This window comes from Butyricimonas muris (assembly GCF_046365375.1).
Classification (GTDB): Bacteria; Bacteroidota; Bacteroidia; order Bacteroidales; family Marinifilaceae; genus Butyricimonas; species Butyricimonas muris.
Genome location: NZ_JBKEIT010000014.1, coordinates 113,430 through 137,861, shown reverse-complemented (window position 1 = coordinate 137,861; position 24,432 = coordinate 113,430). Strand labels below are relative to the sequence as shown.

Genomic DNA, 24,432 nt, shown 5'->3' with positions numbered 1-24,432 from the left:
AATAAATAAATATTTTGTTCATTAAGATGCAAATGTAAGAACATTGAGCGAAATCTCAAATCATACCGTCATTTAATTTTATTTGCCTGTCCGACATGGTCGCGAGTTCCGTGTCATGCGTGACGATGACGAAGGTTTGCCCGAGTTCTTCACGCAGGGTAAAAAAGAGTTGGTGCAACTCGCTTTTCGTGCGGGTATCGAGATTACCCGAGGGTTCGTCGGCAAGTATCACGCGGGGGTGGTTGACGAGGGCACGTGCCACGGACACCCGTTGTTGTTCCCCGCCGGACAGTTGATTGGGCTTGTGTGTCGTACGGTCACCCAGTCCAAGCATTTTCAGTAATTCCAGTGCTTGTTTCTCGGCTTCCTTTTTGCCTGTTCCCTTTATCCATGCCGGGATACATACATTTTCAAGAGCGGTGAATTCCGGTAATAAATGGTGAAATTGGAACACGAACCCGATGTTACTGTTGCGGAACACGGATAGTTTGTTCGGGGCGAGGCGAGCCACGTTGACGGAATCGTAAAGGATTTCTCCCTCGTCCGGGCTGTCAAGTGTACCTAGAATATGCAACAATGTACTTTTACCGGCACCGCTTGCCCCAACAATCGTGACAATCTCTTTTTCTTTTATCGAGAGATTGATACCTTTCAGTACTTTTAGTTCCCCGTAGCTTTTGACTATATTTTTAATCTCTATCATCTTTCCATTTTAATTTTTGATTTATGATTTCAGATTACATGATTCCTTCCCGCCAATCAACGCTTTTTTAATCGTGAATCGCGAATCGTAAATTATAAATTTCGCGGATAAAGATAGTGATTAAAATAAAGTGTGCGTATATTAGCCGTCTAAAATAAATGACGTATGGAGTATTACATGGATCCGATAGCTTTCGTGACCCGGAAGAGTGGTTTCGAGAGTAGATTTGTAAGAAATTTGTTAGGATTATTGGACGAAGGAGCCACGATTCCTTTTATATCCCGGTACCGGAAAGAGATGACCGGAAGTATGGATGAGGTACAGGTCGGACAGGTGCAGGAGATGTACGAGCAGTTCAAAGAACTGGAAAAACGGAAGAAAACGGTATTGGAAAGTGTCGAACAACAAGATAAATTAACCCCGGAACTGAAAGGGCAAATCGAGAATTGTACTGAACTTCGGGTATTGGAAGATATTTATTTGCCTTATAAGCCGAAAAAGCAGACCCGTGCGTTGAAGGCGAAAGCGAAGGGCTTGGAGCCGTTGGCGGATATTTTGACACGTCAGGAACACGGGGACGTGTGGACAAAAGCAGCCCGTTTCGTGAAAGGCGACGTGGCGAGCGAGGAGGATGCTTTGCAAGGGGCAAGAGATATTATTGCCGAACGGGTGAGCGAGAACGAGCGAGCCCGCAACACGATTCGCCGTTTCTTTGACCGGGTAGCTGTCGTGGAAGCGAAAGTGGTGAAGGGCAAAGAGGAGGAGGGCGAGAAGTTTGCCGATTATTTCGATTATTCCGAACCGTTGCGGCGTGTGCCTTCGCATCGTATGTTGGCTATACGCCGGGGTGAGGCGGAAGGCGTGTTAAAGGTAAGCATCGGGATACCGGAAGACGAGGCCTTGGAGTCGTTGGAGCGGATTTTCGTGAAAGCTCGTAATGATAGTGCCGAACAGGTGGCGATGGCAGTGAAAGACGGTTACAAGCGTTTATTGCTGTCGTCGATAGAAACGGAATATTTGCAGTCGGGTAAGCAAAAGGCGGACGAGGAGGCTATAAAAGTGTTTGCCGAGAATCTGCGGCAATTGCTTTTGGCACCGCCGTTGGGCAACAAACGGGTGTTGGGTATTGATCCCGGGTTCCGCACGGGGTGCAAGGTGGTCTGTCTGGATGAAACAGGTAATTTGGTGCATAACGAAACGATATTCCCGCATCCGCCCCAGAACGAGGTGAAACAAGCCGCCAATAAGATCGCGAATTTGGTAAATTCTTACCGGATAGAGGCTATCGCGATCGGGAACGGAACGGCGGGACGGGAAACGGAGCGTTTCATACAAAATCTGCGTTATGATCGGGAGATACAAGTCTTCGTGGTCAGCGAGAGCGGGGCGTCTATTTATTCCGCCTCGAAGATTGCCCGGGATGAATTTCCGCAATATGATGTGACGGTACGGGGTGCCGTGTCTATCGGGCGTCGGTTAATGGACCCGCTTGCCGAGTTGGTAAAGATCGACCCCAAGTCTATCGGGGTGGGACAATACCAGCATGATGTCGATCAGACGAAATTGAAGGGGAGTCTTGACCGGGTGGTGGAGTCCTGCGTGAACCGTGTTGGGGTAAATGTCAACACGGCAAGCAAATATCTGTTGACGTACGTTTCGGGCTTGGGGCCGACATTGGCCGAAAACGTGGTAGCCTATATCAAGGAAAACGGTGCGTTCAAGAGTCGTAACGAGTTGAAGAAGGTGAAGCGAATGGGTGAGAAGGCTTTCGAGCAATGTGCCGGGTTCTTGCGGATAGAGGGGGCGGCGAACCCGTTGGATAACTCGTCCGTGCATCCGGAGTCTTATGCGGTGGTGGAACGTATGGCGAAAGATTTAGGGTTGCCGTTGACCTCGTTGATCGGTAACGAGGAGGCTTGCAATAAAATAGACTTGTCCCGTTACGTGGACGACAGGATCGGGTTGCCTACCTTGAAGGATATCATAGATGAATTGAAAAAGCCGGGGCGTGACCCTCGTTCCGTGGCGAAAGTATTCAGCTTTGCCGAGAATATTCACACGATTGATGATTTGGAATTGGGAATGGTGGTTCCGGGTATTGTGACGAACCTGACGAATTTCGGGGCATTCGTGGATATAGGCGTGAAGCAGGACGGGTTGGTGCATATCTCGGAGATCGCGGATAAATATATTTCTAACCCGGCGGATGTGCTTTCGTTGAATCAGTACGTGACGGTGAAAATCACGCAAGTGGATAAAGCCCGGAAACGGATAGGTTTGTCAATGAAGCAATGCCCGCGTGATTAACCGTGCTGCACGGGGATGAGCAAGGGAATATCATCCCCCGTGCTAACTTTAAACTATGTTGTGGGGTGAAAATACATTATCTTTTACCCGCCGAATCACCCGGGTAAAGGGTTGTTGACGTGTACCCGGGGTACTTAATTCCTGTTAAAACGTGGGCTAAGTGTGGGCGAACAGTAGGCGAATATCAGGCGATGCCGCCTAAAACCCGCCTAAAAATCACTCAAAGCTCGTGTACGGGGGTAGATTTGGGGTACCGAACTTTTTTCTTTTCCTTTCGTTTCAATGCTATATAGATTAAAGATAAAGCATTATGGAAAAGAAAGAAAATAAAAAAGGTTCTTCCGGGAAAGAAGAGGTAGATGTAAAAAAACATTTGACTCCGGAGGAGGATGAGAAATTACGGGAAGCGTATGTTGACGCTTTGGGTGAGATTTTGGAAAACGATGATGACGACGCACGGGATAATCTGGCAAATTACATGGACGAAATCAAGGAGGAATCCGAAGCGTTGGGAACGGAGCTGGAGGATGATTTGGAGAAGAAAAAGAAATAAGAATCACGGGTGTTATACTCTCGGTAATGATCGGGAGGATGCTTTTTTTTAAGTTTCCCTTCAAAAAGATAGAATTATGTATTATTTTTGTACGGACTGATTCAGAATAAGTTGTTGGTATGTGTAATGTTGACGGAGAATTTATTCGGCAAATTAATGTGAAGCAAGTTTCGGCTTACCGGGAGTTGTTTAAACGATTCTACAGCTACATGGTGTTGTATGCGATGCGTCGGGTACAACAGAGGGAGGTTGCCGAAGATATCGTGCAGGAGGTTTTTATCGCTATATGGGAGGGGAGTAAGGTGTTTAATTCCTATCGTGGATTTCGGGCGTATTTATATGATTTAGTGAATAACAAGTGTTTGGATTATTTGAAACACAAGGCGGTGGAGGAGCGGTATGTCGTTTACATGATGGAGAATCAACAAGAGGGGGAAGATGGTGAGTTCGGCTTGATGAGGGAGGAAATTTACCGGGAGTTGTATATAGCTGTTAGTGAGTTGCCTGAACGTTGTCGGGAGGTGTTCGAGTTGCATTTAAAAGGCAAAAAGAATGACGAGATTGCCGAGTTGTTGTCATTGTCTGTTCAAACCGTGAAAGCGCATAAAAGAAATGCGGTATGTTTTTTGAAGGAGCGTTTAGGGAATGTGTTTTTCTGGGTTCTGTTATTTAAGTTGATTTAATTTTTTTTTTTTTTTCTTGCTTGAAATCAATTGGTTGATGTTTTTCCGGTAAAAAAAGTGATTTTTCTTTTACCTCTTTTGGGTACTCTTGTCGTATAGGGAGTAAAAAGAGATGTATAATGAATGTGTATAATGAAAATATTGTTCGATTGATCCGTCTTTACTTGGCAGGTTCGATTTCGGATGAGGAGAAGGCCGTGTTGGAATCGTGGGTGGAGGAACGGGAAGAAAATCGGTGTTTTTTCAAGGAGATGTTGCGGGATAATCGTTTTGCTTCGGAATTTCCGGAATTTCGTGATATTGATATGGAAAAAGGGTGGAGTTGTTTCTTGAATCGGACTCAAGCGAGAAAATCTAAGTTGTTTACACGTGTATTGAAGTACGTGGCGGCGGTAGTTATACCGGTTGCGATCGGTTTGGCGGTTTGGCTGGCGGGTAAAGATGTTACTTTGGATCCACAGCAGATTGGCGGGGTGATTTATCCCGGGATGAATAAGGCGACGTTGATTCTTTCCGATGGAGTGAAAGTGTCTTTGGGCAAGCTCGAAGAAAGTGAGATAAGGTTGGAAGAGGGGAGAAGGGTACGCAGGACGGATGGTGGTTTGGTGTACGAGGACGGCGGGAACGGGAAAAAAATTGAGTTGAAATATAATACCTTGCAAATTCCCAAGGGCGGGGAGTTTCATTTAACTTTATCCGACGGGACCCGGGTTACGTTAAATTCAGCCACGGATTTGAGATACCCGGTGATATTTGACGAGAATGAACGTCGGGTTTTTCTTTCCGGGGAGGCTTATTTTGAGGTGGCAACGGATTCTACCCGACCGTTTTACGTGATGACGGACGAGGTGCAGGTGCAAGTGTACGGGACTTCGTTTAACGTGAATACACGGCGACCGGAAGGGATTCAAACGGTTTTGGAAAGTGGAAAAGTCGGGATAAAGGCTATCCGTTCCGGGAATGAATGTGTTTTGAAGCCGGGAGAGCTTGCTTGTTTTGATCCGAAAGACGGTTCGATGGCGATTCGACAGGTGGATCCCCGGCAGTATTTGGCTTGGGTGAAAGGTGTTTTTGCTTTCGAGGATGAAACTTTGGAGAATATCATGACTACTCTTTCTTTGTGGTATGACGTGGAAGTATTCTATCAGACGGAATCCGTGAAGCAATTGCATTTTTCCGGGTATCTGGGAAGGTATAAAGAGATACAAAATATTTTTGATGTTATAACCGAGGCTACTGGTGTGTTGTTCTCGGTGAAGGGGCGTACAATAGTGATTTCACGATAATAAAAAACGGAAGGCGTTGGAAGCACCTCCCGTGTGTTTTAATCATCATTGAGCTTTATTGGCGTGAAGCTTATTGATAATTGTTAATTATTCAACTACAAATGTATGCAAAAAAATGGAAATTGTCCGCCATTCTTACGGGGATGTGGACACAAATTTTGGAAAATTATGAGAGTGTTTCTCGTTTTAATGATTGGATTTACATTTTCTCTTTCGGCAAGTAGTTTTGCCCAACAGGAGAGAGTGAGTTTGGACATGAAAAATGTAACGGTGAAAATGTTGTTTGATGAGATTCAACGACAGACGGATTTACATTTCCTGTTTAACACGGAGCAGACAAACCAATTGGGGAGGTTATCAATCAAGGTGGAGAGTGAAACAGTGGAGAGCGTGTTGAAGCGAATTTTTGAAGGGACGGATTTGGTCTACAATTTCAGGGGGAATATTATCGTGGTGAAGCGTGAGGTGAAAGTCGCGGATGATGAACAAAAGAAAAGTATCCGTATCGTGGGTAGGGTAACGGACGAGAAGAAACTTCCTCTTCCGGGTGTGACAGTGCTGGTGAAGGGTTTAACGCTCGGAACGGTGACGAACGTGGAGGGACGGTATGTCTTGAATTTGCCGGCGATGGAAAAGTTTACCTTGTTGTTTTCTTTCGTGGGAATGGAGAATCGTGAAGTAGCTTACACGGGTAAGGATACGATTAACGTGGTGATGAAGGAATCGGAGGTAGCCTTGGATGAGGTGGTTGTCGTGAGTACGGGGTATCAGACGATTGACAAGCGGAAACTGACAAGTGCCGTGACTTCGATCAAGGCGGAGGATATTATCGTGCCGGGATTGAATAGTATCGACCAGATGTTGGAAGGGCATGTGCCGGGAATGATTTTTATGCAGAATTCGGGACAAGTGGGTGCTGTTCCACGTTTGAGAATCCGGGGGACTTCTACTATTTTAGGGAATCAGGAACCTGTTTGGGTGGTAGACGGAATTATTCAACAGGATCCGGTGGATATTGATCCCTCGCAGCTTAATGATTTGGATTTCGTGAATTTGTTGGGTAATGCGATTTCCGGATTGAACCCGGAGGATATTGAGCAGATAGATGTTTTGAAAGATGCTTCGGCTACCGCTATTTACGGTGCTCGTGCGGCAAACGGTGTTATCGTGATCACGACTAAAAAGGGTAAGGAGGGTCCCCCGACGATTAATTATTCAGTAGCGGGAACTTTTACGCGTCGTCCGCATTACGGGGATAAAAGTGTGAATATGATGAATTCGAAGGAGAGAATCGCTTTGTCGAGGGAATTGGTAGAGAAAGGAATTGTATATAACACGGTTGACTCGTGGGTCGGATACGAGGGGGCTTTACGTGATTATTGGAATGACAAGATTGATTTCAATCAGTTCCAAAAAGAGGTAGGCAGATACGAGTCGATGAACACGGATTGGTTGGATTTGCTGTTGCAGAATTCTTGGTCTCATAGGCATACTTTGGGTATTTCCGGGGGATCGTCTTCGTTAAAATATTACGCTTCTTTGGGATATAATGATAGCCAAGGAACGACGAAAGGGGAAGGAATGAAGAATTACACGACAAGTGTGAATCTGACGGCTAATTTGAATAACGTGACTTTGCGTTTTGGTATGAATGGAAATGTGTCCGATCGCTCTTATACTCCTTCCGAGGTAAATGTGTTGGGATATGCATATAACACGAGCCGAGCTCTTCCCGCTTTTAATGAAGATGGAAGTTTGTGGTTTTATAAACGTAGAGGTTATTCTAATGATTGGTGTCCATATAGTATTATTAATGAGATGAATAATAGCTCTTATGATGTAGATTCCAAGAGTATGAGTGTGAACGCTACTGTTGATTGGCGTATGATTGAGCCTTTGAAATTAGGTTTGACATTCTCGTATTCCACTTCTTCGACGGACGTGGATACTTGGTATGGTCAGGAGTCTTTTTACGTGAGAAAGTTAAGACAGACGGATAGTTTACTTAAAGATCCCGATAAAGACGAGGATCAGGTGAACGAGTGTCCGGTGGGAGGAGAGTTGAAGAAAGAAAATTCCGACAGTGAGTCTTGGACTTTGCGTGCCCAGTTGGATTTCAACAAGTATTTGGATACGGAGAGGAATCATCAGATTGTGGCTACAGTCGGTGCGGAGGCTTCTTCCAGTCATTACACGAGTGCGCGTAAAACGTATAGGGGATATACTCCGGAGCGAGGTCTGTTGGTAGCGGAGATAGATTTGGCTTATTATCAAGCGTTCCGTAGATGGAGTCAAACGAGTGAGGCTAGAGGTGTGTTTTCTGATTCCAAAACGAATTTGGTTTCCGGTTACGCATCATTGTCATACGATTACAAAGGGCTGTATATGTTTAACGCGAATATGCGTTTTGATACGTCTAATAAATTCGGAACGAAGGCGAATGATAAAATTACTCCTATATGGTCTGTATCCGGACGTTGGAATATTAAGAATGATTTGTTCGAGGATGTAAATTGGTTGGGAAGTTTATCTTTACGTGCTTCTTTTGGTTATCAAGGAAATATGTTAGAGTCCGAAAGTTCGAAGTTGGTTATACGCAAGGGAGATATGAATTCTACTTTGGGTGAATACGCTTCTTTTGTTGAGACGTTCCCGAATCCCTCGTTGAAATGGGAAAAAACGGCTTCTACCAATGTGCAGTTGGATTTTGATTTATTTAAAGGAAGATTATCTGCCAGTGTAAGTTATTATTATAAGAAGACGAATGACACATTCTTGACGAAAACAATTTCACGTGTTAACGGGCGAGAAGATTACGTGCTGAACAAGGGAACCTTGGAAAATAAGGGATTCGAGTTCTCGTTGAGAGTTATTCCCGTGAACACGCTTTCCGCGGAGAATCCTAATGGTTTCCGGTGGATTTTTGATCCTCAGTTGGGGCAGGTATTGAATCAGTTGACGAAAGGACGGAAGGTGAAAGATAAATCCATGCATGACCGGTATACTTATGAAGATTACTTGAACGGTAGTGCCCAAATCGTGGGACGTCCCTTGAATACTTTCTATTCGTACAAGTTTAAAGGGTTGGATCCGACTGACGGGTGTCCGATGTTTTATGATGTAGACCAGTATGATTATGACGAGGAGGGAAATGTTGTGTTGGATAGGGGGGCTTTGTACGATGCAATGGATCGTGATGATGTGTTTACCACCGTGTTAGAACATTCCGGTACTCGTGTGCCCGTTATTCAGGGTGGATTGACCAATAGTTTTACTTATCGTCGATTTACTTTATCGTTTAATCTGGCTTATAGTTTGGGTTCTAAAGTTCGTTTGTTAAAGATGTACCCGGATTTGGAAACTACTTACGGAACGATAGCTCCCCAGCCAACAGCGAACGCGAGGAAAGAGTTTATAAATCGTTGGAGATATCCCGGTGATGAACGCAAAACGACGATTCCGGGTATCGTTTCCGGTGCAAGGTTTGGACAGACGATGGGAATGTGGTGCGTGGAAAAACCTTATAATTTCGGGAAGAACCTGTGGAATATGTGGGATAATTCCAATATTCGGGTGGTTAGCGGTGATTATCTCAAGTTGCAATCTTTGTCATTACGTTACAATGTCCCGGAGGCTTTCGCGAAGAAAATGTATATGAAGTCGGCGTATATCGGTTTCTCTTGCACGAACTTATTTATGATTTGTGACAAGAAGTTAAAGGGACAGGATCCAGCTGTTCAATCGGGTTCTGCCCCGTCGATTAATATGTCGCTTTGTCCGACTTTTTCAATGAATTTAAATGTAACGTTTTAAATTGTAGCGTATGAAAAAGATAATAAATATATTTGGTATTCTGTGGAGTGTACTGTTAGTGGCTTGTGGGGATTTTTTAGAAGAGTATCCTAGAGATTTGCAATATGTAAATTCAATTTCGGATTTAAGCGAGTTGCTGGTAGGAGACGGTTACATGATCTCTCGAGAAACAGGTCAATACGAAGATGAAGGTGAAACAACGATAGCTTCGTGGATTCACTTGATGGATGATGATGTGCAGTTATCATCTAGACCAAGTTATTGGGGAAGTATGGGGAATGCGCTTTATCTGGGGTATTACGAGTGGTTGAAGTTACCGAGTACGAGTGAAAATGGAACTGTTGAGAATGACGAAGTGTGGAGTGGGTTGTACGAGCATATAGCTTCTTTGAACGTGATATTGGATGAGGTGGAAGCCTTTCAGGATGCCGGTGCGGACTACCATCGGGTTAAGGGGGAAGCCTTGTTTTTGAGAGCTACTTACTATTTCTGGTTGGTGAATTTGTATGCCGAACCTTATGTGGCGGGGAGTGCCGCCACGGATTTGGGTGTTCCTATTAAAGTGAGCGCGGAGGTGGAAGACAAAGATTTTGTCCGTGATCCGGTGGCAGAGGTTTATGGTTTGATGGTGGAGGATTTATCAGAGGCTATCTCGAATTTAAAAGGTGTCGTGCAACCTTCGGTTTATCGGGCTAATGAATCGGCGGCTAGAGCTTTGTTGAGCAGGGTGTATCTTTACATGGGAGAATGGGAAAAGTGTGATAAACAATGCGATACCATTATGCAGGCAGCTTATCGTTTACAGGACTTGAATGCATTGGCATCGGGTTCCAGCATGCTTTCTTCCAAATCTCCGGAAACGATTTTTTCCATGGGAGAATATCGTTTAAATGCTATGGTGGGATGGAATTCGAAGCCGACGTATGCGATGTCTGCCGATTTGGAAGATGCTTTTTCTAATCAAGCAAATGATTTGCGTTATCAATTTGGGATTGAGATTAATTCCTACGGGAATTACCCTTCGAAATTTAAAAAATGGTCGGATGGAGGAGTGTCTGATTGTAACTTGGTGCGGTACGCGGAGGTTTGTTTGAATAAGGCTGAGGCGTTAGCGATGTTGGATGATGATAAGGGTGCGAGAGAGGTTATGCATTCTTTTCTAGCAACTCGTTATCGCGCTGGTGGTGTGCCGGATATTGCAACAAAAACGGGGAAAGATTTGGTGAATTTCATCTGGAATGAGCGTCGTTTGGAATTGTGTTTCGAGGGACATCGTTGGTTCGATTTGCGTCGTTATTCAGTGAGTCCCAAATACCCGGAAACAAAGCCGATAAGACATGAGGTACGCGTTAAGGATTCTGGTATAGCATATGGATATTATGAACTGGAAGCCTATCCTAACGGTGGGTGGGTTTTGCCAATCCCTACGTATGAATTACAGTTTACGGATGGTAATATGGTAAATAATGAAAGACCTGCTCCCGTGTATGTGGAATATGAATAGTAATCGAAAAAGTGATTGATGATGAAAAATTTAATTGGAATATTATTGTTGTCATTGTTTGCTTTGGCAAGTTGTCATGATGATGAAAATAGTACGTTATCTCCGTCAAACGTGGATGTGGATTGGTACGTGATAAAGGATAATCCCAATGATGAATTGGATCATTTGATTTATGAAATTTATAGTAAATACCAAATGCCTGTTTATTATAATGACACGATCGGAAAGGAGTATAGAGGCTTGGATGCGAACGGGGATTCGATTATTTATTATAAGACCATGATGTTAGGTTACTCTATAGAGGAAGATGTGACCAGTTTGAAATACACTCTTTCGAAACAGCGTCAAGATATACTGGAGGGTGTGAAGTTTTTGGAAGAGTATGTTATTCCTTTCCAGCAAGCAGGTATGAAACCTAGATGCTTTTTGCTTGTGGAAGATATGATACTTAGTGATGAGCCGGTAGATCTTTATTATGGAATGTCGGGAGCGGCAATCTCTCGTATCGCAGAATTAAAGGATATGACACGGGAAGATAAAGAAGCTTTTGGTTTGAGAGTTCGGGGGTCTGAATGGGCGCATGCTTTAGTGAATAGTTATCCGGAGCAGTTGGAAGATTTTTATAGGCTTTCGGATAATTTTAATTTGAATGGAGAGTTAAAAGCTATGCACCGTCAAGATATTCGAAATTCTTTATGGGGTGCGACATTTGCTTGGAAATCTAAAGAAGAATATGGTTTTTTAAGTTCTACTCCTTCTTCATATTGGGGGGAAGCTTATGTCTGCCCGACAGAATCTGCGGATGTACTTGATTTTGTTATGGAGGTGTTGAAAGATGATGAGGTAAACTTTCAAAAGACTCATGCCGAGCATTCAATCATATTGAGTAAATATGAGTATATGAAAAAGTTGGTCGCTTCGGTTAAAGAGGATTTGGCTGCGAGAAAGTGAATAAAAAAATGAAAGTACTTGTTTTATTCGTGTTATTGACCGGAATGATGGGGTGTTCCTCTCAAGAAGGAAAATCGTTCCGGTTAAAAGTAAATGTTACTGACGTGGATACGGGACAGGTTACTCTGGCTGTTACCGGGGAGAACTCGAGAGTGCTGTATTCGGGAAAATTGGTAGACGGGCAATATGCTTTTGAAGGGATTCTTCAGGAGCCCGGGTTATATCGTTTGAAAATCAACGAACGGCAAGCAGATCTGTTTTTAGATGGGAATGAGATGAGTATAACCGTTTCTTCGCAGCAGGGAATTCGTGGTGATAGTTTAAGAGGCTCGAGAGCCAACGAGGTAAGAAAAGCGTGTTTGGCGACATTTAATGACCTTTACGATAAGGTGGTAGAAGAGAATGCCTCCGGGTTAAGTATTTTTCAGGCTTCCACGAGGAACGATCAGGTGTTGCTCGATAGTTTGATGTCTGAGAGGTTGTGGTTTGATGATTTACGTTTTTCTATTGCTCGTGATTTGGTGAAAAAGTATTCCGATAACGTGTATGCCGCTTATTTAGTCAGCGAAGAAATGAAGTCGCATTACGAGTGGGGAAAAGAGATGTATGATTTGCTGTCGCCGGAAATACAGCAGTTGAGTATCGGGAAAACTTTAAAAGACAAGTTGGAAAGAGTTTCCGTGAGTGCTATCGGTCAAGATTTCCCGGATTATCTTTTGGAGAATGAAGCGGGTGATACAATTCGACTGGATTCTTTGAAAGGATACATTACGGTTATTGATTGTTGGGCATCGTGGTGTGGACCTTGCCGGAGTGAGATGAAAAGTTTGCGGCGATTGTATAAAGATTTCGCTCATATGGGGTTACGTGTCGTGAGTATTTCCATGGATGATTCTAGAGAGAAATGGTTGAAAGCCTGTCGGGAAGAACAGCTCCCGTGGAAGAGTTACCGGAATCCGTGCGGTTATAAAAAAGATGGTATCCGTACAGATTTGGGAATTGAGGGGATACCTTATCTGGTGGTTCTGGACAGAGAGGGTAAGTTCGCGGCTAAAGAATTGCATCGAAATGTGTTGCGTAAGAAAGTGCAAGAGTTGTTGAATGCTGAATCTGAATAGAAGCGATGATTGTTTATAGCGTCTTGAAGTATGGAAGTTTGTATTTTATGTAATCATAATGTTTAATTTAAAATTATTAAAAATGAGAAGATTGTCTTCATTTTTATTGTTGTTGGCTTTGCTTGTGCTTGCAACCGGAGAGAGTTATGCAGGGGAATTGTTCAAAAAGAAGAAGAAAAAAGCGTCAACCGAAGAGGTGAAAGAGCCTGTTAAGAGGAAAAGTAAGTACGAAAAGTTGATGGAAAGTCCGGGAATCGTTACCGCGAAAGGTGATTTCTTGACCATTCATAAAATAGATCAGAAGATTTATTTGGAATACCCGTTGAAGTACATGGGGCGTGATATATTAGTGGGAGGAACATTGTCTGCCACCTCTGAACCATTGTTGCTTAACGTGGGGTATAAATACAATGAGCCTGTTCTTTATCGCGTGGTGAAGAAAGATTCGTCTATCGTGTTCAACAAGCCTAATTTGGCTGCCACGATGGGAGAGGATAAAGAGTGGGTGAAGAAAGCCATGGAGAAAAGTTATATCGATATTCCGGCAAAATCGTTCTCCGTTCACTCGTATAATGCGGATAGTTCTGCCGTGGTGATTGAAGTGACTTCATTTATAAAAGATAGTAAGGAGCTTGCCCCGAAAGTTAGTGGCGGATTGCTCACTTCTTCTCCGGTTTCAAGTAAATTTACTTTTGAAGGCGTGAAAGCGTTTGAAGATAACGCATCGTTGGAAGTGGCTCAGCCTGTGGAGGCTCAATATATGACGTTGTTCGGATCTATACCTTTAGGACAGGTGTCGACTCGTTCCGTGATTACTTTTCTTTTGTTGCCGGATTCTAAAATGCGCCCTCGTGTGCAGGATTCCCGTGTTGGAATTTTTTACTCGTTGAATTCGGCGAGCGCAAGAATGCAGTTCCCTATCCGGAAGATATCCCAAGAAAAAGACGGTTTCGATACTTATGTTTTGGCTAATCGCTGGAGGGTAGAACCGAAAGACATGGAAGCGTGGAAGCGCGGAGAGCTTGTAGAACCCGTGAAACCGATCGTGTGGTACGTGGATGACGCATTCCCGGACGAGTGGAGAGGTCCGATTAAAGCGGCTGTTTTGAATTGGAATAAAGCTTTCGAGAAAATCGGCTTCAAGAACGTGATGGTGGCAAAGGATTTCCCGAAGGATGACCCGAATTTTGATCCCGATAACTTGAAATATTCTTGTATCCGTTATTGTCCTAACGCGGAGGCAAATGCCATGGGACCGTCTTGGGTGGACCCGACTACCGGGGAGATTATTAACGCTTCGGTGATTGTTTATAATAATGTTGTTCAGTTGATTAATAACTGGCGTTTCGTTCAGACGGCACAAGTAGATCCTCGTGTGCGTGCCGTTAAGATGCCGAAAGATGTTTTTGATGAATCGCTCACGTATGTTATCACGCACGAGATAGGTCATACCTTAGGTATGTTGCATAACATGTCTGCTTCGGCTTCCGTTCCGGTGGATTCTTTGCGTTCCGTTTCTTTCACTCAAAAATACGGGACTACTCCTTCTATCATGGACTACGCTCGTTTCAATTATGTAGCGCAACCGGGAGATAAAGGGGTGAAGTTGACTCCTCCTGATCTTGGCGTGTATGATTATTACGTGATTAAATGGTTGTATTCTCCTGTTCCGGAAGCCAAGGATATGTGGGAGGAATCTAAAATCGCCGAGAAATGGATTGACGAGAAAGCCGGAGATCCTCGCTATCGTTACGGGCGTCAACAGTTGGCTTTCCGTATAGACCCGAGTGCGTTGGAGGAAGATTTAGGTGATGATCCCGTAAAGGCAGGAACCTACGGGATAAAGAACTTGAAGTATATCTTGAACCACTTGAACGAGTGGATTTCAGATGACCCGGATTTCTCTCACCGGATGCAACTTTATTCTGGAATTCAAGAGCAATACATGCGTTACTTGTTGAACGCGTTGTATCAGGTAGGTGGTATTTACTTGTCGCAAGTGAAAGACGGAACAGCCGGTGAAGCCGTGAAATCGGTAGCACGCGCAAAACAAAAAGAAGCGTTGGCATGGGTGTTGAAAGAGTTGAGAAACAGCTCGTGGATCGATCGTCCGGAATTGATTAATAAAACAAAGTTAGCCGTGTACCCGTCTGCAAAGATTATTGCTGCCGTGAGCAAGGTGATTGAAAGCAAAAGGGCGATGGTTCTTCTCTCTTCTCATGTTTCACAAGATAAGAATCTTTACACGATTGGCGATTATTACGATGATTTGTATGCCGGTGTTTTCGCTCCGACTATACAAGGAAAGAAATTGAATCAAGAGGAAAAATTGTTGCAGAAGAATATTTTTAATAGAATGGGTGTTACCTGCACTGACTATATTAAGAATACGCGGGCAATTAAAAGTTTACATCCTTCTTTAGAGGAGATGATGGCATACAATTTATTCTCCAAAAGTTTCATGGATGAGATGTATCGTCATTTACAGGAAATGGAACAAGAGAGTGGATTGGGAACTGTAGCTAGGCAATTGTTACCTGTTCAGTTCGGGCAGGCTGCCAGTCCTTTCCAGGAAGAGGTGGAAATAGGTGTGATTGATGAAACTTTCGGTTACAATCAAGCGATGTTGAAGCGGGTAGTTACTTTATTGAAGAGTAAAGTGGGGGCTGCTAATCGCGATGATAGAGTACACTATGAAAGTTTGATATCTATGGCGGAGGCTGTTAAGCAAGTTAGTAAATAGTTTTAATCATGGAAACAAAAAGGCTGTTCAAAATAAAATGAACAGCCTTTTTTAGCTATTGGGAAAACATTTACGATTCAATTTCGCTCAATTCCAGCCAGCGCATTTCTTTTTCGTCAAGAATATCAATAATTTCGGCGATGCGTTGGGAGGATTTGACCAGTTCATCCGCACCTAGCGTACCGGAATTTAAAGCATCTTCCAGTTTGGATTTCTCGGCGTTCAAGTTTTCCATATCGGTTTCCAGTTGTTGCATTTCTTGCCTTTCCTTGAAGGTCAGTTTACGTACTTTTTCTTTTTCCCGAACGGGCTTGGGGGCGGCGGGGATTTTCTTTTCGGCTTGTTTGCGAAGGAGTTCTTCTTCTTCTTTTTTGTTTTTATATTGGGTATAATTCCCGGGGAAGTCTTTCACGACACCGTCACCCTCGAAAGCGAATACCCGGTCAACCACTTTGTCGGTAAAGAATCGGTCGTGCGACACGATGATCAGGCAGCCTTGGAATGATTGCAAATATTCTTCCAACACGTTCAAGGTCATGATGTCGAGGTCGTTGGTAGGCTCGTCCAGAATCAAGAAGTTCGGGTTACTCATAAGCACGGTCAAAAGGTATAACCGCCTGCGTTCACCCCCGCTGAGCTTGGCAACGAGTGAATATTGCAGTTTGTCCGGGAACAGGAAATATTCGAGGAATTGGGAGGCTGACATGATACGTCCGTTGCCGAGGTCAATTTTCTCGGATATGTTTTTGACGATGTCAATAGGGCGATCGTCTTCTTTAAAGGTAATACCCGCTTGTTTGTAATACCCGTAGACCACGGTTTCCCCGATCTCGATGGTTCCGCTGTCCGGTTCTATCTGGCGGGTTATGATGTCGAGGAACGTGGATTTCCCGACGCCGTTTCTACCGATAATACCGATTTTTTCACCCCGCACGAATTTGTACGTGAAATCTTTCAGTACGCTTAGGTTCCCGTAGCTTTTATTGACGTGTTCCAGTTCCAGAATTTTCTTGCCTAGCCGTTGCCCCTTGATGTCCAGTTCCAATTGTTGTTCGGAGATGTTCTGCGAGGCGACTTCTTTGATTTTATAGAAATTGTCGATTCTGTATTTTGCCTTGTGGCTTCTTGCTTGCGGCATACGGCGCATCCATTCCTGTTCGGTGCGCAGAAGGTTCTTGGCTTTGTCGATTGACGCGTTGCGGGCTTCAATGCGTTCTTCTCTTTTTTCGAGGTAGTACGAGTAGTTGCCGTCATACGAGAAGATACCGAAATCATCAATCTCGACAATTTTGTCACACACTCTATCCAGAAAATAACGGTCGTGCGTTACCATGAGAAGGGTGGCTTTGGTCTTATCCAGATAGTCTTCCAACCATTCGGTCATCTCCACGTCCAGATGGTTGGTGGGCTCGTCCAGAATCAAGAAGTCCGGGTTGCTTATCAGTACTTTTGCCAGACCGACTCTTTTCTTTTGTCCGCCGGAAAGTTCCTTGATGCGTTGGGTGTATTTGTCAACTTTTAATTCCGATAATATTTGTTTGATCTGGGAGTCATAATCCCATGCCTGTAAAGCATCCATTTGTGGAATTAATTCTTCCAGTATTGATGTGTCGTTATCTTTTACAGCTTGTTCGTATGCTTTGATCAGTTTTAGCGTGGTATTTTCCGTGTTGAAAACTTCCTCGAAAACATAATTCTCGGGATTTAATTCGGGATCTTGCTCCAAGAATCCGAGTGAAACATCATTCCTAAAAATAACCGTACCCGTGTCCGGGGTTTCCTGACCGAAGATGATGCGTAACAAGGTGGATTTACCCATACCGTTTTTAGCGATTAGGGCAACTTTTTGATTTTGGGCAATACTAAACGTTATATTTTCAAATAATAGATGTTCTCCGAAACGTTTACTCAGACTATCAACTTGTAAAAAACTAACCATGAATTAATTTTAGATTTAATGATTTTAGATTTAAGATTGAAAATGAGATTGTCATTTGTATTCCCCTAGGAGAAAGGCTTTGCGCTTGGGTTCTTCAAAACGTTCGATGGCGTAGCGCAACATGGTGCGGGGCATCCTCTTGTAGCGGGGAATAAGGTAATCCGTCAATAGTTGTTCGTTTTCCTTGCCTGTTTCCCGTAATATCCACCCGACCGCCTTGTGAATGAGATCGTGAGAATGGTGTTGGAGAATGTCGGCGATAGCCAGTGCGTCTTTGAATTCACCGTGTTTCACGAAGTGCATGCATGATATCATGGCAATGCGTTGTTTCCAGAGGTGGTCGGTGTGCGCCCAATCGTACAGGAGCTGTTTGTCTTTGTTGTGCAGCCAGTGTCCCAATATTTTGTAACAACTCAAATCAACGAGGTCCCAGTTGTTGATGGCATCGACTTGGCTTAAATAGAAGTCGACGCACGCTTTTCTGGATGCATCGTCTTTATGTTTCGCGTAATAATAAGTCAATATCAGGAGAGCCGCCAAACGATACTCGTGCACGGGGGATGCCAGTAGTTCCCGGAGTGTATCGTGATCTGTGTCCATGTACTTTTTCGCCACGATGCGGACGTTGGGCACGACAACCCCGATAAATTGATCGCCTTCCCCGTATTGCCCTTTTCCCGTTTTGAAGAAACGAGGCAGGAAAGCTGCTTTCTCTTCATCCCGGTATTTATTTATTTCATTTATAATTTCTTCCGTGGTATTTCTCATTTTCCCTCTTCGTCTTTAATTCTCGGTGTAAAGGTAATTAATGTTAGTAAAAAAGCGCCCGTTGTTATTAAAAAATTGACGAAAAAAGGGGTGTGTATTCTTTTTAATTGTATTTTTACCACATAATCGTAAAAAGTGAATTTTATGTCCAAAATAATAGCTATCGCGAATCAAAAAGGAGGGGTGGGAAAGACAACGACGTCTGTGAATCTGGCAGCTAGTTTGGCTGTCTTGGAACAGAAAGTTTTGTTGGTAGATGCAGACCCTCAAGGAAACGCGACAACGGGTGTTGGGTATGATTTGAAAGAACTGAAGGCGACCATTTACGAGTGTCTGGTTGACGGGTTGGACCCGAAGGAAGCCGTTCTAAAAACAGATATCGAGAATTTATTTTTATTACCGTCAAATATTGATTTGGTCGGTGCCGAATTGGAGATGCTGAATTTCGACGAGAAAGAGAGCGTTATGGCGAAGATGCTTGCCGGGATAAAAGATCAGTATGATTATATATTAATAGACTGTTCTCCTTCTTTGGGATTGTTGACTGTCAATTCTTTAGCGGCGGCTAATTCCGTGATGATTCCGGTGCAATGTCAATATTTCGCGTTGGAAGGGTTGGGTAAATTGTTGAACACGATCAAGATTATCCAGAAACGTTTGAACACGGCTTTGGAAATCGAGGGATTCGTGCTGACCATGTATGACGGTCGCGTGCGTTTGTCCAATCAAGTGGTGGCAGAGGTAAGAAAGCATTTTGAAGATATGGTGTTCGAGACCTTGATTCAACAGAACGTGAAGCTTGCCGAGGCCCCGAGTTACGGGCAGCCTGTCATCCTGTACGATGCAGAATGTCGCGGGTCGGTAAATTACCTGAGTTTGGCAAACGAGTTACTGGAAAAGAATAAAAAAAACTAAGAGATTGATGATTTATGATTTGCGATTTATGATTGAAAATGCGAGATAATGAATGAATCTAAAATCATAAATCATAAATCTAAAATTATAAAGGTTATGGCGAAAAAGAGTGCATTAGGTAAGGGATTGGGTGCGTTGTTGCAGGATGCTGCCGAGGAGGCTAAACCGAGGGGCGGTTCTTCTGCTTTACAGGAAGAGTTGAGACTGAGTGATATCCGTCCGAACCCGAACCAGCCGAGAACTATTTTTGATGAAGAGGCTTTACAGGAGCTTGCCGCTTCTATAAAAGCTATCGGCATCGTGCAACCGATCACCGTGAGAGAGGTCGAGGAAGGGAAATATGAAATTGTTGCCGGAGAACGTCGTTTCCGGGCTTCCAAATTAGCGGGGTTGGAAACTATCCCCGCGTATATCCGGAAAGTGGAAGAGGAGTCGATGTTGGAATTGGCGTTGATAGAGAATATCCAACGCGAGGATTTGAATGCTATCGAGATAGCTATTTCATACCAGCGTTTGATTGACGAGTGCAATTTGACACAAGACGCCTTGAGCGAGCGCGTGGGTAAAAAGAGAACTACAATTTCCAATTACTTGCGTTTGTTGAGACTTCCTGCCCCGATACAGTTGGCTATTAAAGACCGGAAGATCAGCATGGGACATGCCCGTGCCATTATTAATATCGAGGACCCGGAAACGCAAAATATGATTTTCGAGCAAATCCTGAAATATGATTTTTCCGTCCGGAAGGTGGAAGAGATTGTTCGGGAACTGATGCAACCGGAGGAAGCGAAAGAGAAAAAGGTTGAACGGAAGCGTGAACCGATAGGCGACTATATGGCGTTGCAATCTCATTTGGCACGTTATTTTGACACGAAGGTGGATTTGAAACGTAACGAGAAAGGGCGGGGAAAAATAGTTATATCTTTTAAGTCCGACAGCGAACTGGAACGTATCGTGGAGTTACTGGATAAGATGGATAAGAAATAGAATTTGTAGTGAGAAGGATTTTAAAGAACATAGTTTTGATCATCCCGGTTTTGCTGATTGGTACGGGAATAAAAGCGTCGGAGTATTATCGCGTGGAGTTTCCTGCAACTTCGCGAGATACGATTGTTCAGACGGATTCTTTATCATTCGAGGGAACGGAGATTTTAAAATCCTCGTTGAAGGAAGATAAGAAGCCACATTCTCCCAAGAAGGCAACCATTATGGCAATGATACTCCCGGGTTCGGCTCAGGTGTATAACGGTCAGTGGTGGAAAGTGCCAATCTTGTACGGGGGTATTGGAGCTACTGTTTACGGTTTGTCGTGGAACATGAAGTATTTTAAAAAGTACCGGAATGCTTTCGTGGATTACACGGATTACTTGAATGCTCTGGAGAAAGATCCTGAAACACCCTATCCGGCGAACGCCAGTTGGGATAAATTAATGAGGCCCGGTAGCACGGCAGAGGCATTTAATTCCAGTCAGCGGAAGCGTTTGCAGGAACAGTTGAAAACGAAGAAAGATAATTATAAACGAAATCGGGATTTGCTATATATCGTTTCGGGAGGTATATATCTGATTCAGATTATTGATGCGACGGTATTCGCGCATTTCTATGATTTCGAGGTAAATGATGATATATCTTTTAATGTCCGACCTTCTACCGGATTCTCGCCTGTCAGCGGGGGTACCGTGGGATTAACACTAACATTTAATTTTTAAAGGAAAAAACATGCGTTGTTTATTTTTGTGGGTATGTGCTATTTTATGTTGTAACACGGTATTTGGTGAAAGTGATCGCGATTCATTGAAAGTGCGTCTTGAACCGCCGTCACGATTGAAATTATCGGCTCCTGTTTTACTCGTGGATTCTATCCCGGGAGCGTTTATCGAGCGATTGGATGATTTGTATGGTAAATGGTATGTGACACGGTTGGAGGAAGGTAATTACGTGGATTCCGTTTATCTTATGGGGTACGAGAGCGGTCCGGCTGTTCCCGATTCGGTTTACTTGAACCGGTTGGATGCTTTGAATTCCGCGATTAAGTTGTCATATAATGATATCGTGCGTAATTATATAGAACTTTATACCGTGAGGCGTAGGGCTCAAGTGGGTGCCATGTTAGGTTTGAGTTCTTATTATTTTCCTATTTTCGAGGAAGTTTTGGATCGGGAGGGGTTACCTCAAGAATTGAAATATTTGCCCGTGATAGAGAGTGCCTTGAACCCGAGGGCTTTTTCAAGGGCAGGGGCTTGCGGACTATGGCAATTCATGTACGGGACTGGAAAGATGTACAAGTTGGAAATCAATTCTTTTATTGACGAGCGTCGGGACCCGGTGAAGTCGACCGAGGCGGCTGTTTGTTTTTTGAAAGATTTGTACAAGATATACGAGGACTGGATTCTGGTAATTGCCGCTTACAATTGCGGACCGGGCAACGTGAATAAGGCTATCCGCCGTTCCGGTAGCAAGAAGAATTATTGGGATATTTATTTCCACTTGCCTAGGGAAACTCGCGGATACGTGCCGGCTTTTATAGCGGCGATGTACACGTTTAATTATCACAAGGAGCATAATATATTCCCTCTGGAGAACGAGTTGCCGACCATGTGTGACACGATAATGATTTCCGACGCCTTGCATTTTGAGCAAATGGCAAAGTTGATGGATGTTTCCGTGGAGCAGATTCGGGATTTGAATCCACAATACCGTTCGGATATTGTACCTGCCGGATTCGGGAAAAGTTATAGTTTGCGAATGCCTTATAATCACGTGGCGAATTTTATCGACAAACAGGATACGATTTTTGCTTATAACCGTAATTCTTATTTTAATGACAGTGACCGTACTGCCGACCCGAAGAGCCGTTTCAAGAAATACGCTCACGCTCATGCAGCCCCGAGTAATAAAGCCAAACTGATATACACTGTGAAGAGTGGGGATGTTATCGGGAAGATTGCCGAGAGATTCAACGTACGGTTGTCCGATTTGAAGTATTGGAACGGGATGACAAAAGACCGTATTAATATAGGACAGAAATTGACGGTTTACGTGCCTAAAGATAAAGTGGCACATTATCAGTCAAAGGTTAATACCCGGTACGCGGGGGTTGCCGCTAACTCGGAAGTGGAAACCCAATCGTTGGCTGAAGGAGAGTTCTTTTATTACACGATTCGACGGGGAGATAATTTGTGGAGTATAGCTAAAAAATACCCGGGTGTTTCCAACCGGGATATCATGAAATGGAACGGGCTTTCCGAGAAGATGGTGAAGAACCTGAAACCGGGACAAAAATTAAAGATAAAGATATAATCGGACGAAAGTCTATAAAGTTGTGCTTGATGACTCACATATAAAACGAATCTCCAAGGGCGATCGTGTGGCATTTGGAGAGCTTCACGAGGGATTATATCAGCGGATGTTTTATTACGTGTACAAGATGTTGCACGATAAAGAACAGTCCGAAGATATCATTCAGGAGGCTTTTGTTTTGTATTGGAGTAAGCGGAATAATTTTGATAATTTGTTAGCGGTAAAGACCTATTTATACACGGTTATCAAAAACAAAATATTGGCGTTTCTGCGTGATACAACCAATCGGAAACGTATTCTTGAAAGTATCGAATGGGAGGAGAGCGTTACCGGGGATTATGTTTTAATTACTGCCGAAATCTGTGGACAGGTGCAACAAGCCGTTCATGAACTTCCCGCTCAAACACGACGGGTTATCGAGTTAAGTATGCAGGATATGACTGTCGAAAAAATAGCCGAAGAGATGTGTGTTTCTCCTAACACGGTGAAGACTTTGAAAAAAGTTGGATACCAGACGTTGAGAGAGAGGTTGAAACATTTGAGGGCGTTGTTGCTTTTCTTGTCCGTGGGGTGATTTTGTAAAAAAAATAAAAAAATCACATTTCTATTCACCCGCTTTTCCGAGTTACGCAATTATAGGGTGTAGTTTACGGAAAAATGATATACTATGAGTGATATAGAAAAAGAAATAAGTATTGCGAATGTCGTGGTGAAGAAGCTGTTGGGAGGCGGGATGTTGGACGAGGAAGAGGGAAGGCGGTTGCGGGAGTGGTTGGAGGAATCCGAGGAACACGAGGAATTGTTCAGACAAGTGTCGGGCGGGAAGAAGAACGAGGAATTTCAGAATATCGTGCGTTTGTCCGACCGGAAAGAACAATGGCGGCGTTTGGAGCGGCTTACGAGGGAGAGAAAATCTATCGGGAGGAGGACTTGGTTGGCATATGCAGCGGGAATGGTCTTGTTACTGGGGCTTGGTTTGTGGTTCGGGTTGCAACGGGCGGGCAAGGACGAAACAGTTGTACGGATGGCGGTCATAGAGCCGGGAAAGACACAGGCATTGTTGATTCTGAACGATGGGCAGAAGATTGCCTTGCGAGATAGGGATACTTCGGTTGCCACATCTGGTACGAGTATTAATATCCGGACGGGACAAGTGGCGTACGAGATGAAGAAAGAGATGCAGGATACTGTCATGGAGTACAACACGATAGTGGTGCCTCGCGGAGGTATTTATTCGTTGGTGTTGAGTGACGGGACGGAAGTATTTTTGAACTCCGATTCGGAGTTACGTTATCCTGTGAAATTTACAGGGAAAAATCGGATGGTCGATTTGAAGGGAGAGGCTTTTTTTGAAGTGACTCCCGACTCGTTGCACCCGTTTGTCGTGCAGGCGGGAGAGATGCGGACCCGTGTTCTTGGGACTTCGTTTAATATCATGGCTTATACCGATGAGCCTACAATACAGACTACTTTGTTTACCGGGCGGGTTGAGGTGTCCGTGGAACAAACTTCATTGAAGGAAGTATTGGCACCGGGGATGCAAGCTAATTGGGAAGTGGGGGCTGATGATATTTCGGTGAAAAAGGTAAGCATGGATATACAATCGCTTTGGCGGGATGGCATTATCATGTTGGATGATGATGATTTGGAGAGTGTGATGCGTATGTTGGCACGTTGGTACAACGTGACTTACGAGTGGCGGGGCGACCGGAACGTGAAACATACCTTTACCGGGAAAATTAATCGTAACGAGGATTTGGGAAGCGTGTTAAGTACATTGACATTGTTGGGAGGTCCCCGTTTCGAGATTAAAGGAACGACAGTGTATATATACTAAAAAATAACCGGT

Annotated in this window: 18 protein-coding genes; 15 read left to right on the top strand and 3 right to left on the bottom strand. The window is 43.9% G+C overall.

The window, feature by feature from the left end; translation table 11 throughout:
- Positions 1 to 55: 55 nt before the first annotated feature.
- Positions 56 to 703 carry an ABC transporter ATP-binding protein gene (locus ACK8P8_RS20130; protein WP_186978516.1) on the bottom strand — a complete coding sequence of 216 codons (648 nt, stop codon included), beginning with the start codon at positions 701 to 703 and terminating at the stop codon, positions 56 to 58.
- Between the two features lie 177 nt (positions 704 to 880).
- Here ACK8P8_RS20130 and ACK8P8_RS20125 point away from each other — a divergent pair, with 177 nt between their 5' ends.
- From ACK8P8_RS20125 to ACK8P8_RS20085, 9 genes are all read left to right on the top strand, one after another.
- Positions 881 to 3,010, top strand: a complete 2,130-nt coding sequence (locus ACK8P8_RS20125; protein WP_410026185.1) for a Tex family protein — start codon at positions 881 to 883, stop codon at positions 3,008 to 3,010.
- Between the two features lie 310 nt (positions 3,011 to 3,320).
- A complete protein-coding gene (locus ACK8P8_RS20120) occupies positions 3,321 to 3,563 on the top strand; it encodes a hypothetical protein (protein WP_369860864.1) in 243 nt (80 codons plus the stop codon).
- A gap of 119 nt (positions 3,564 to 3,682) precedes the next feature.
- The gene (locus tag ACK8P8_RS20115) at positions 3,683 to 4,246 is read left to right on the top strand and encodes an RNA polymerase sigma-70 factor (protein ID WP_099291908.1); all 564 of its coding nucleotides are present in this window, start codon (positions 3,683 to 3,685) and stop codon (positions 4,244 to 4,246) included.
- A gap of 119 nt (positions 4,247 to 4,365) precedes the next feature.
- Complete coding sequence (locus tag ACK8P8_RS20110; protein ID WP_369860865.1) at positions 4,366 to 5,532, top strand: FecR family protein; 1,167 nt, start codon at positions 4,366 to 4,368, stop codon at positions 5,530 to 5,532.
- 168 nt (positions 5,533 to 5,700) lie between these two features.
- Positions 5,701 to 9,345 (top strand): SusC/RagA family TonB-linked outer membrane protein, encoded by a 3,645-nt coding sequence (locus ACK8P8_RS20105; RefSeq protein ID WP_369860866.1) that lies wholly within the window; start codon positions 5,701 to 5,703, stop codon positions 9,343 to 9,345.
- Between the two features lie 10 nt (positions 9,346 to 9,355).
- Complete coding sequence (locus tag ACK8P8_RS20100; RefSeq protein ID WP_410026174.1) at positions 9,356 to 10,849, top strand: RagB/SusD family nutrient uptake outer membrane protein; 1,494 nt, start codon at positions 9,356 to 9,358, stop codon at positions 10,847 to 10,849.
- 18 nt (positions 10,850 to 10,867) lie between these two features.
- The gene (locus ACK8P8_RS20095; RefSeq protein WP_099291912.1) at positions 10,868 to 11,800 is read left to right on the top strand and encodes a hypothetical protein; all 933 of its coding nucleotides are present in this window, start codon (positions 10,868 to 10,870) and stop codon (positions 11,798 to 11,800) included.
- A gap of 8 nt (positions 11,801 to 11,808) precedes the next feature.
- Complete coding sequence (locus tag ACK8P8_RS20090; RefSeq protein WP_410026173.1) at positions 11,809 to 12,918, top strand: redoxin domain-containing protein; 1,110 nt, start codon at positions 11,809 to 11,811, stop codon at positions 12,916 to 12,918.
- An 82-nt stretch (positions 12,919 to 13,000) separates the two neighbouring features.
- Positions 13,001 to 15,661 (top strand): zinc-dependent metalloprotease, encoded by a 2,661-nt coding sequence (locus ACK8P8_RS20085; RefSeq protein WP_410026172.1) that lies wholly within the window; start codon positions 13,001 to 13,003, stop codon positions 15,659 to 15,661.
- 70 nt (positions 15,662 to 15,731) lie between these two features.
- Here ACK8P8_RS20085 and ACK8P8_RS20080 read toward each other — a convergent pair whose 3' ends face one another.
- Both ACK8P8_RS20080 and ACK8P8_RS20075 read right to left on the bottom strand, forming a co-directional pair.
- Positions 15,732 to 17,600 carry an ABC-F family ATP-binding cassette domain-containing protein gene (locus tag ACK8P8_RS20080; protein WP_186978524.1) on the bottom strand — a complete coding sequence of 623 codons (1,869 nt, stop codon included), beginning with the start codon at positions 17,598 to 17,600 and terminating at the stop codon, positions 15,732 to 15,734.
- Positions 17,601 to 17,651: 51 nt separating this feature from the next.
- Positions 17,652 to 18,368 (bottom strand): DNA alkylation repair protein, encoded by a 717-nt coding sequence (locus ACK8P8_RS20075; protein WP_186978525.1) that lies wholly within the window; start codon positions 18,366 to 18,368, stop codon positions 17,652 to 17,654.
- A gap of 144 nt (positions 18,369 to 18,512) precedes the next feature.
- On the opposite strand from ACK8P8_RS20075, the gene ACK8P8_RS20070 reads away from it, so the two are divergent.
- The 6 genes from ACK8P8_RS20070 to ACK8P8_RS20045 all read left to right on the top strand — a co-directional run bounded on the left by ACK8P8_RS20070 (position 18,513) and on the right by ACK8P8_RS20045 (position 24,420).
- The gene (locus tag ACK8P8_RS20070; protein ID WP_186978526.1) at positions 18,513 to 19,283 is read left to right on the top strand and encodes a ParA family protein; all 771 of its coding nucleotides are present in this window, start codon (positions 18,513 to 18,515) and stop codon (positions 19,281 to 19,283) included.
- Between the two features lie 96 nt (positions 19,284 to 19,379).
- Positions 19,380 to 20,270, top strand: coding sequence for a ParB/RepB/Spo0J family partition protein (locus ACK8P8_RS20065; RefSeq protein ID WP_186978527.1), 891 nt, complete (start codon positions 19,380 to 19,382; stop codon positions 20,268 to 20,270).
- 8 nt (positions 20,271 to 20,278) lie between these two features.
- Positions 20,279 to 20,992, top strand: coding sequence for a DUF5683 domain-containing protein (locus ACK8P8_RS20060; protein WP_303181174.1), 714 nt, complete (start codon positions 20,279 to 20,281; stop codon positions 20,990 to 20,992).
- A gap of 10 nt (positions 20,993 to 21,002) precedes the next feature.
- A complete protein-coding gene (locus tag ACK8P8_RS20055; RefSeq protein WP_186978528.1) occupies positions 21,003 to 22,583 on the top strand; it encodes a lytic transglycosylase domain-containing protein in 1,581 nt (526 codons plus the stop codon).
- 22 nt (positions 22,584 to 22,605) lie between these two features.
- Positions 22,606 to 23,157 (top strand): RNA polymerase sigma factor, encoded by a 552-nt coding sequence (locus ACK8P8_RS20050; protein ID WP_186978529.1) that lies wholly within the window; start codon positions 22,606 to 22,608, stop codon positions 23,155 to 23,157.
- Positions 23,158 to 23,250: 93 nt separating this feature from the next.
- On the top strand, positions 23,251 to 24,420 hold the full coding sequence (locus ACK8P8_RS20045) for a FecR family protein (RefSeq protein WP_186978530.1): 1,170 nt from the start codon (positions 23,251 to 23,253) through the stop codon (positions 24,418 to 24,420).
- Positions 24,421 to 24,432 lie beyond the last annotated feature (12 nt).

Coding starts and splice junctions, on each gene's coding strand:
- ACK8P8_RS20105 (WP_369860866.1), top strand. CDS start 5,701: ATGAGAGTGTTTCTCGTTTTAATGATTGGATTTACATTTTCTCTTTCG.
- ACK8P8_RS20070 (WP_186978526.1), top strand. CDS start 18,513: ATGTCCAAAATAATAGCTATCGCGAATCAAAAAGGAGGGGTGGGAAAG.
- ACK8P8_RS20055 (WP_186978528.1), top strand. CDS start 21,003: ATGCGTTGTTTATTTTTGTGGGTATGTGCTATTTTATGTTGTAACACG.
- ACK8P8_RS20100 (WP_410026174.1), top strand. CDS start 9,356: ATGAAAAAGATAATAAATATATTTGGTATTCTGTGGAGTGTACTGTTA.
- ACK8P8_RS20095 (WP_099291912.1), top strand. CDS start 10,868: ATGATGAAAAATTTAATTGGAATATTATTGTTGTCATTGTTTGCTTTG.
- ACK8P8_RS20115 (WP_099291908.1), top strand. CDS start 3,683: ATGTGTAATGTTGACGGAGAATTTATTCGGCAAATTAATGTGAAGCAA.
- ACK8P8_RS20125 (WP_410026185.1), top strand. CDS start 881: ATGGATCCGATAGCTTTCGTGACCCGGAAGAGTGGTTTCGAGAGTAGA.
- ACK8P8_RS20120 (WP_369860864.1), top strand. CDS start 3,321: ATGGAAAAGAAAGAAAATAAAAAAGGTTCTTCCGGGAAAGAAGAGGTA.
- ACK8P8_RS20075 (WP_186978525.1), bottom strand. CDS start 18,368: ATGAGAAATACCACGGAAGAAATTATAAATGAAATAAATAAATACCGG.
- ACK8P8_RS20130 (WP_186978516.1), bottom strand. CDS start 703: ATGATAGAGATTAAAAATATAGTCAAAAGCTACGGGGAACTAAAAGTA.
- ACK8P8_RS20065 (WP_186978527.1), top strand. CDS start 19,380: ATGGCGAAAAAGAGTGCATTAGGTAAGGGATTGGGTGCGTTGTTGCAG.
- ACK8P8_RS20110 (WP_369860865.1), top strand. CDS start 4,366: ATGAATGTGTATAATGAAAATATTGTTCGATTGATCCGTCTTTACTTG.
- ACK8P8_RS20090 (WP_410026173.1), top strand. CDS start 11,809: ATGAAAGTACTTGTTTTATTCGTGTTATTGACCGGAATGATGGGGTGT.
- ACK8P8_RS20080 (WP_186978524.1), bottom strand. CDS start 17,600: ATGGTTAGTTTTTTACAAGTTGATAGTCTGAGTAAACGTTTCGGAGAA.
- ACK8P8_RS20085 (WP_410026172.1), top strand. CDS start 13,001: ATGAGAAGATTGTCTTCATTTTTATTGTTGTTGGCTTTGCTTGTGCTT.
- ACK8P8_RS20045 (WP_186978530.1), top strand. CDS start 23,251: ATGAGTGATATAGAAAAAGAAATAAGTATTGCGAATGTCGTGGTGAAG.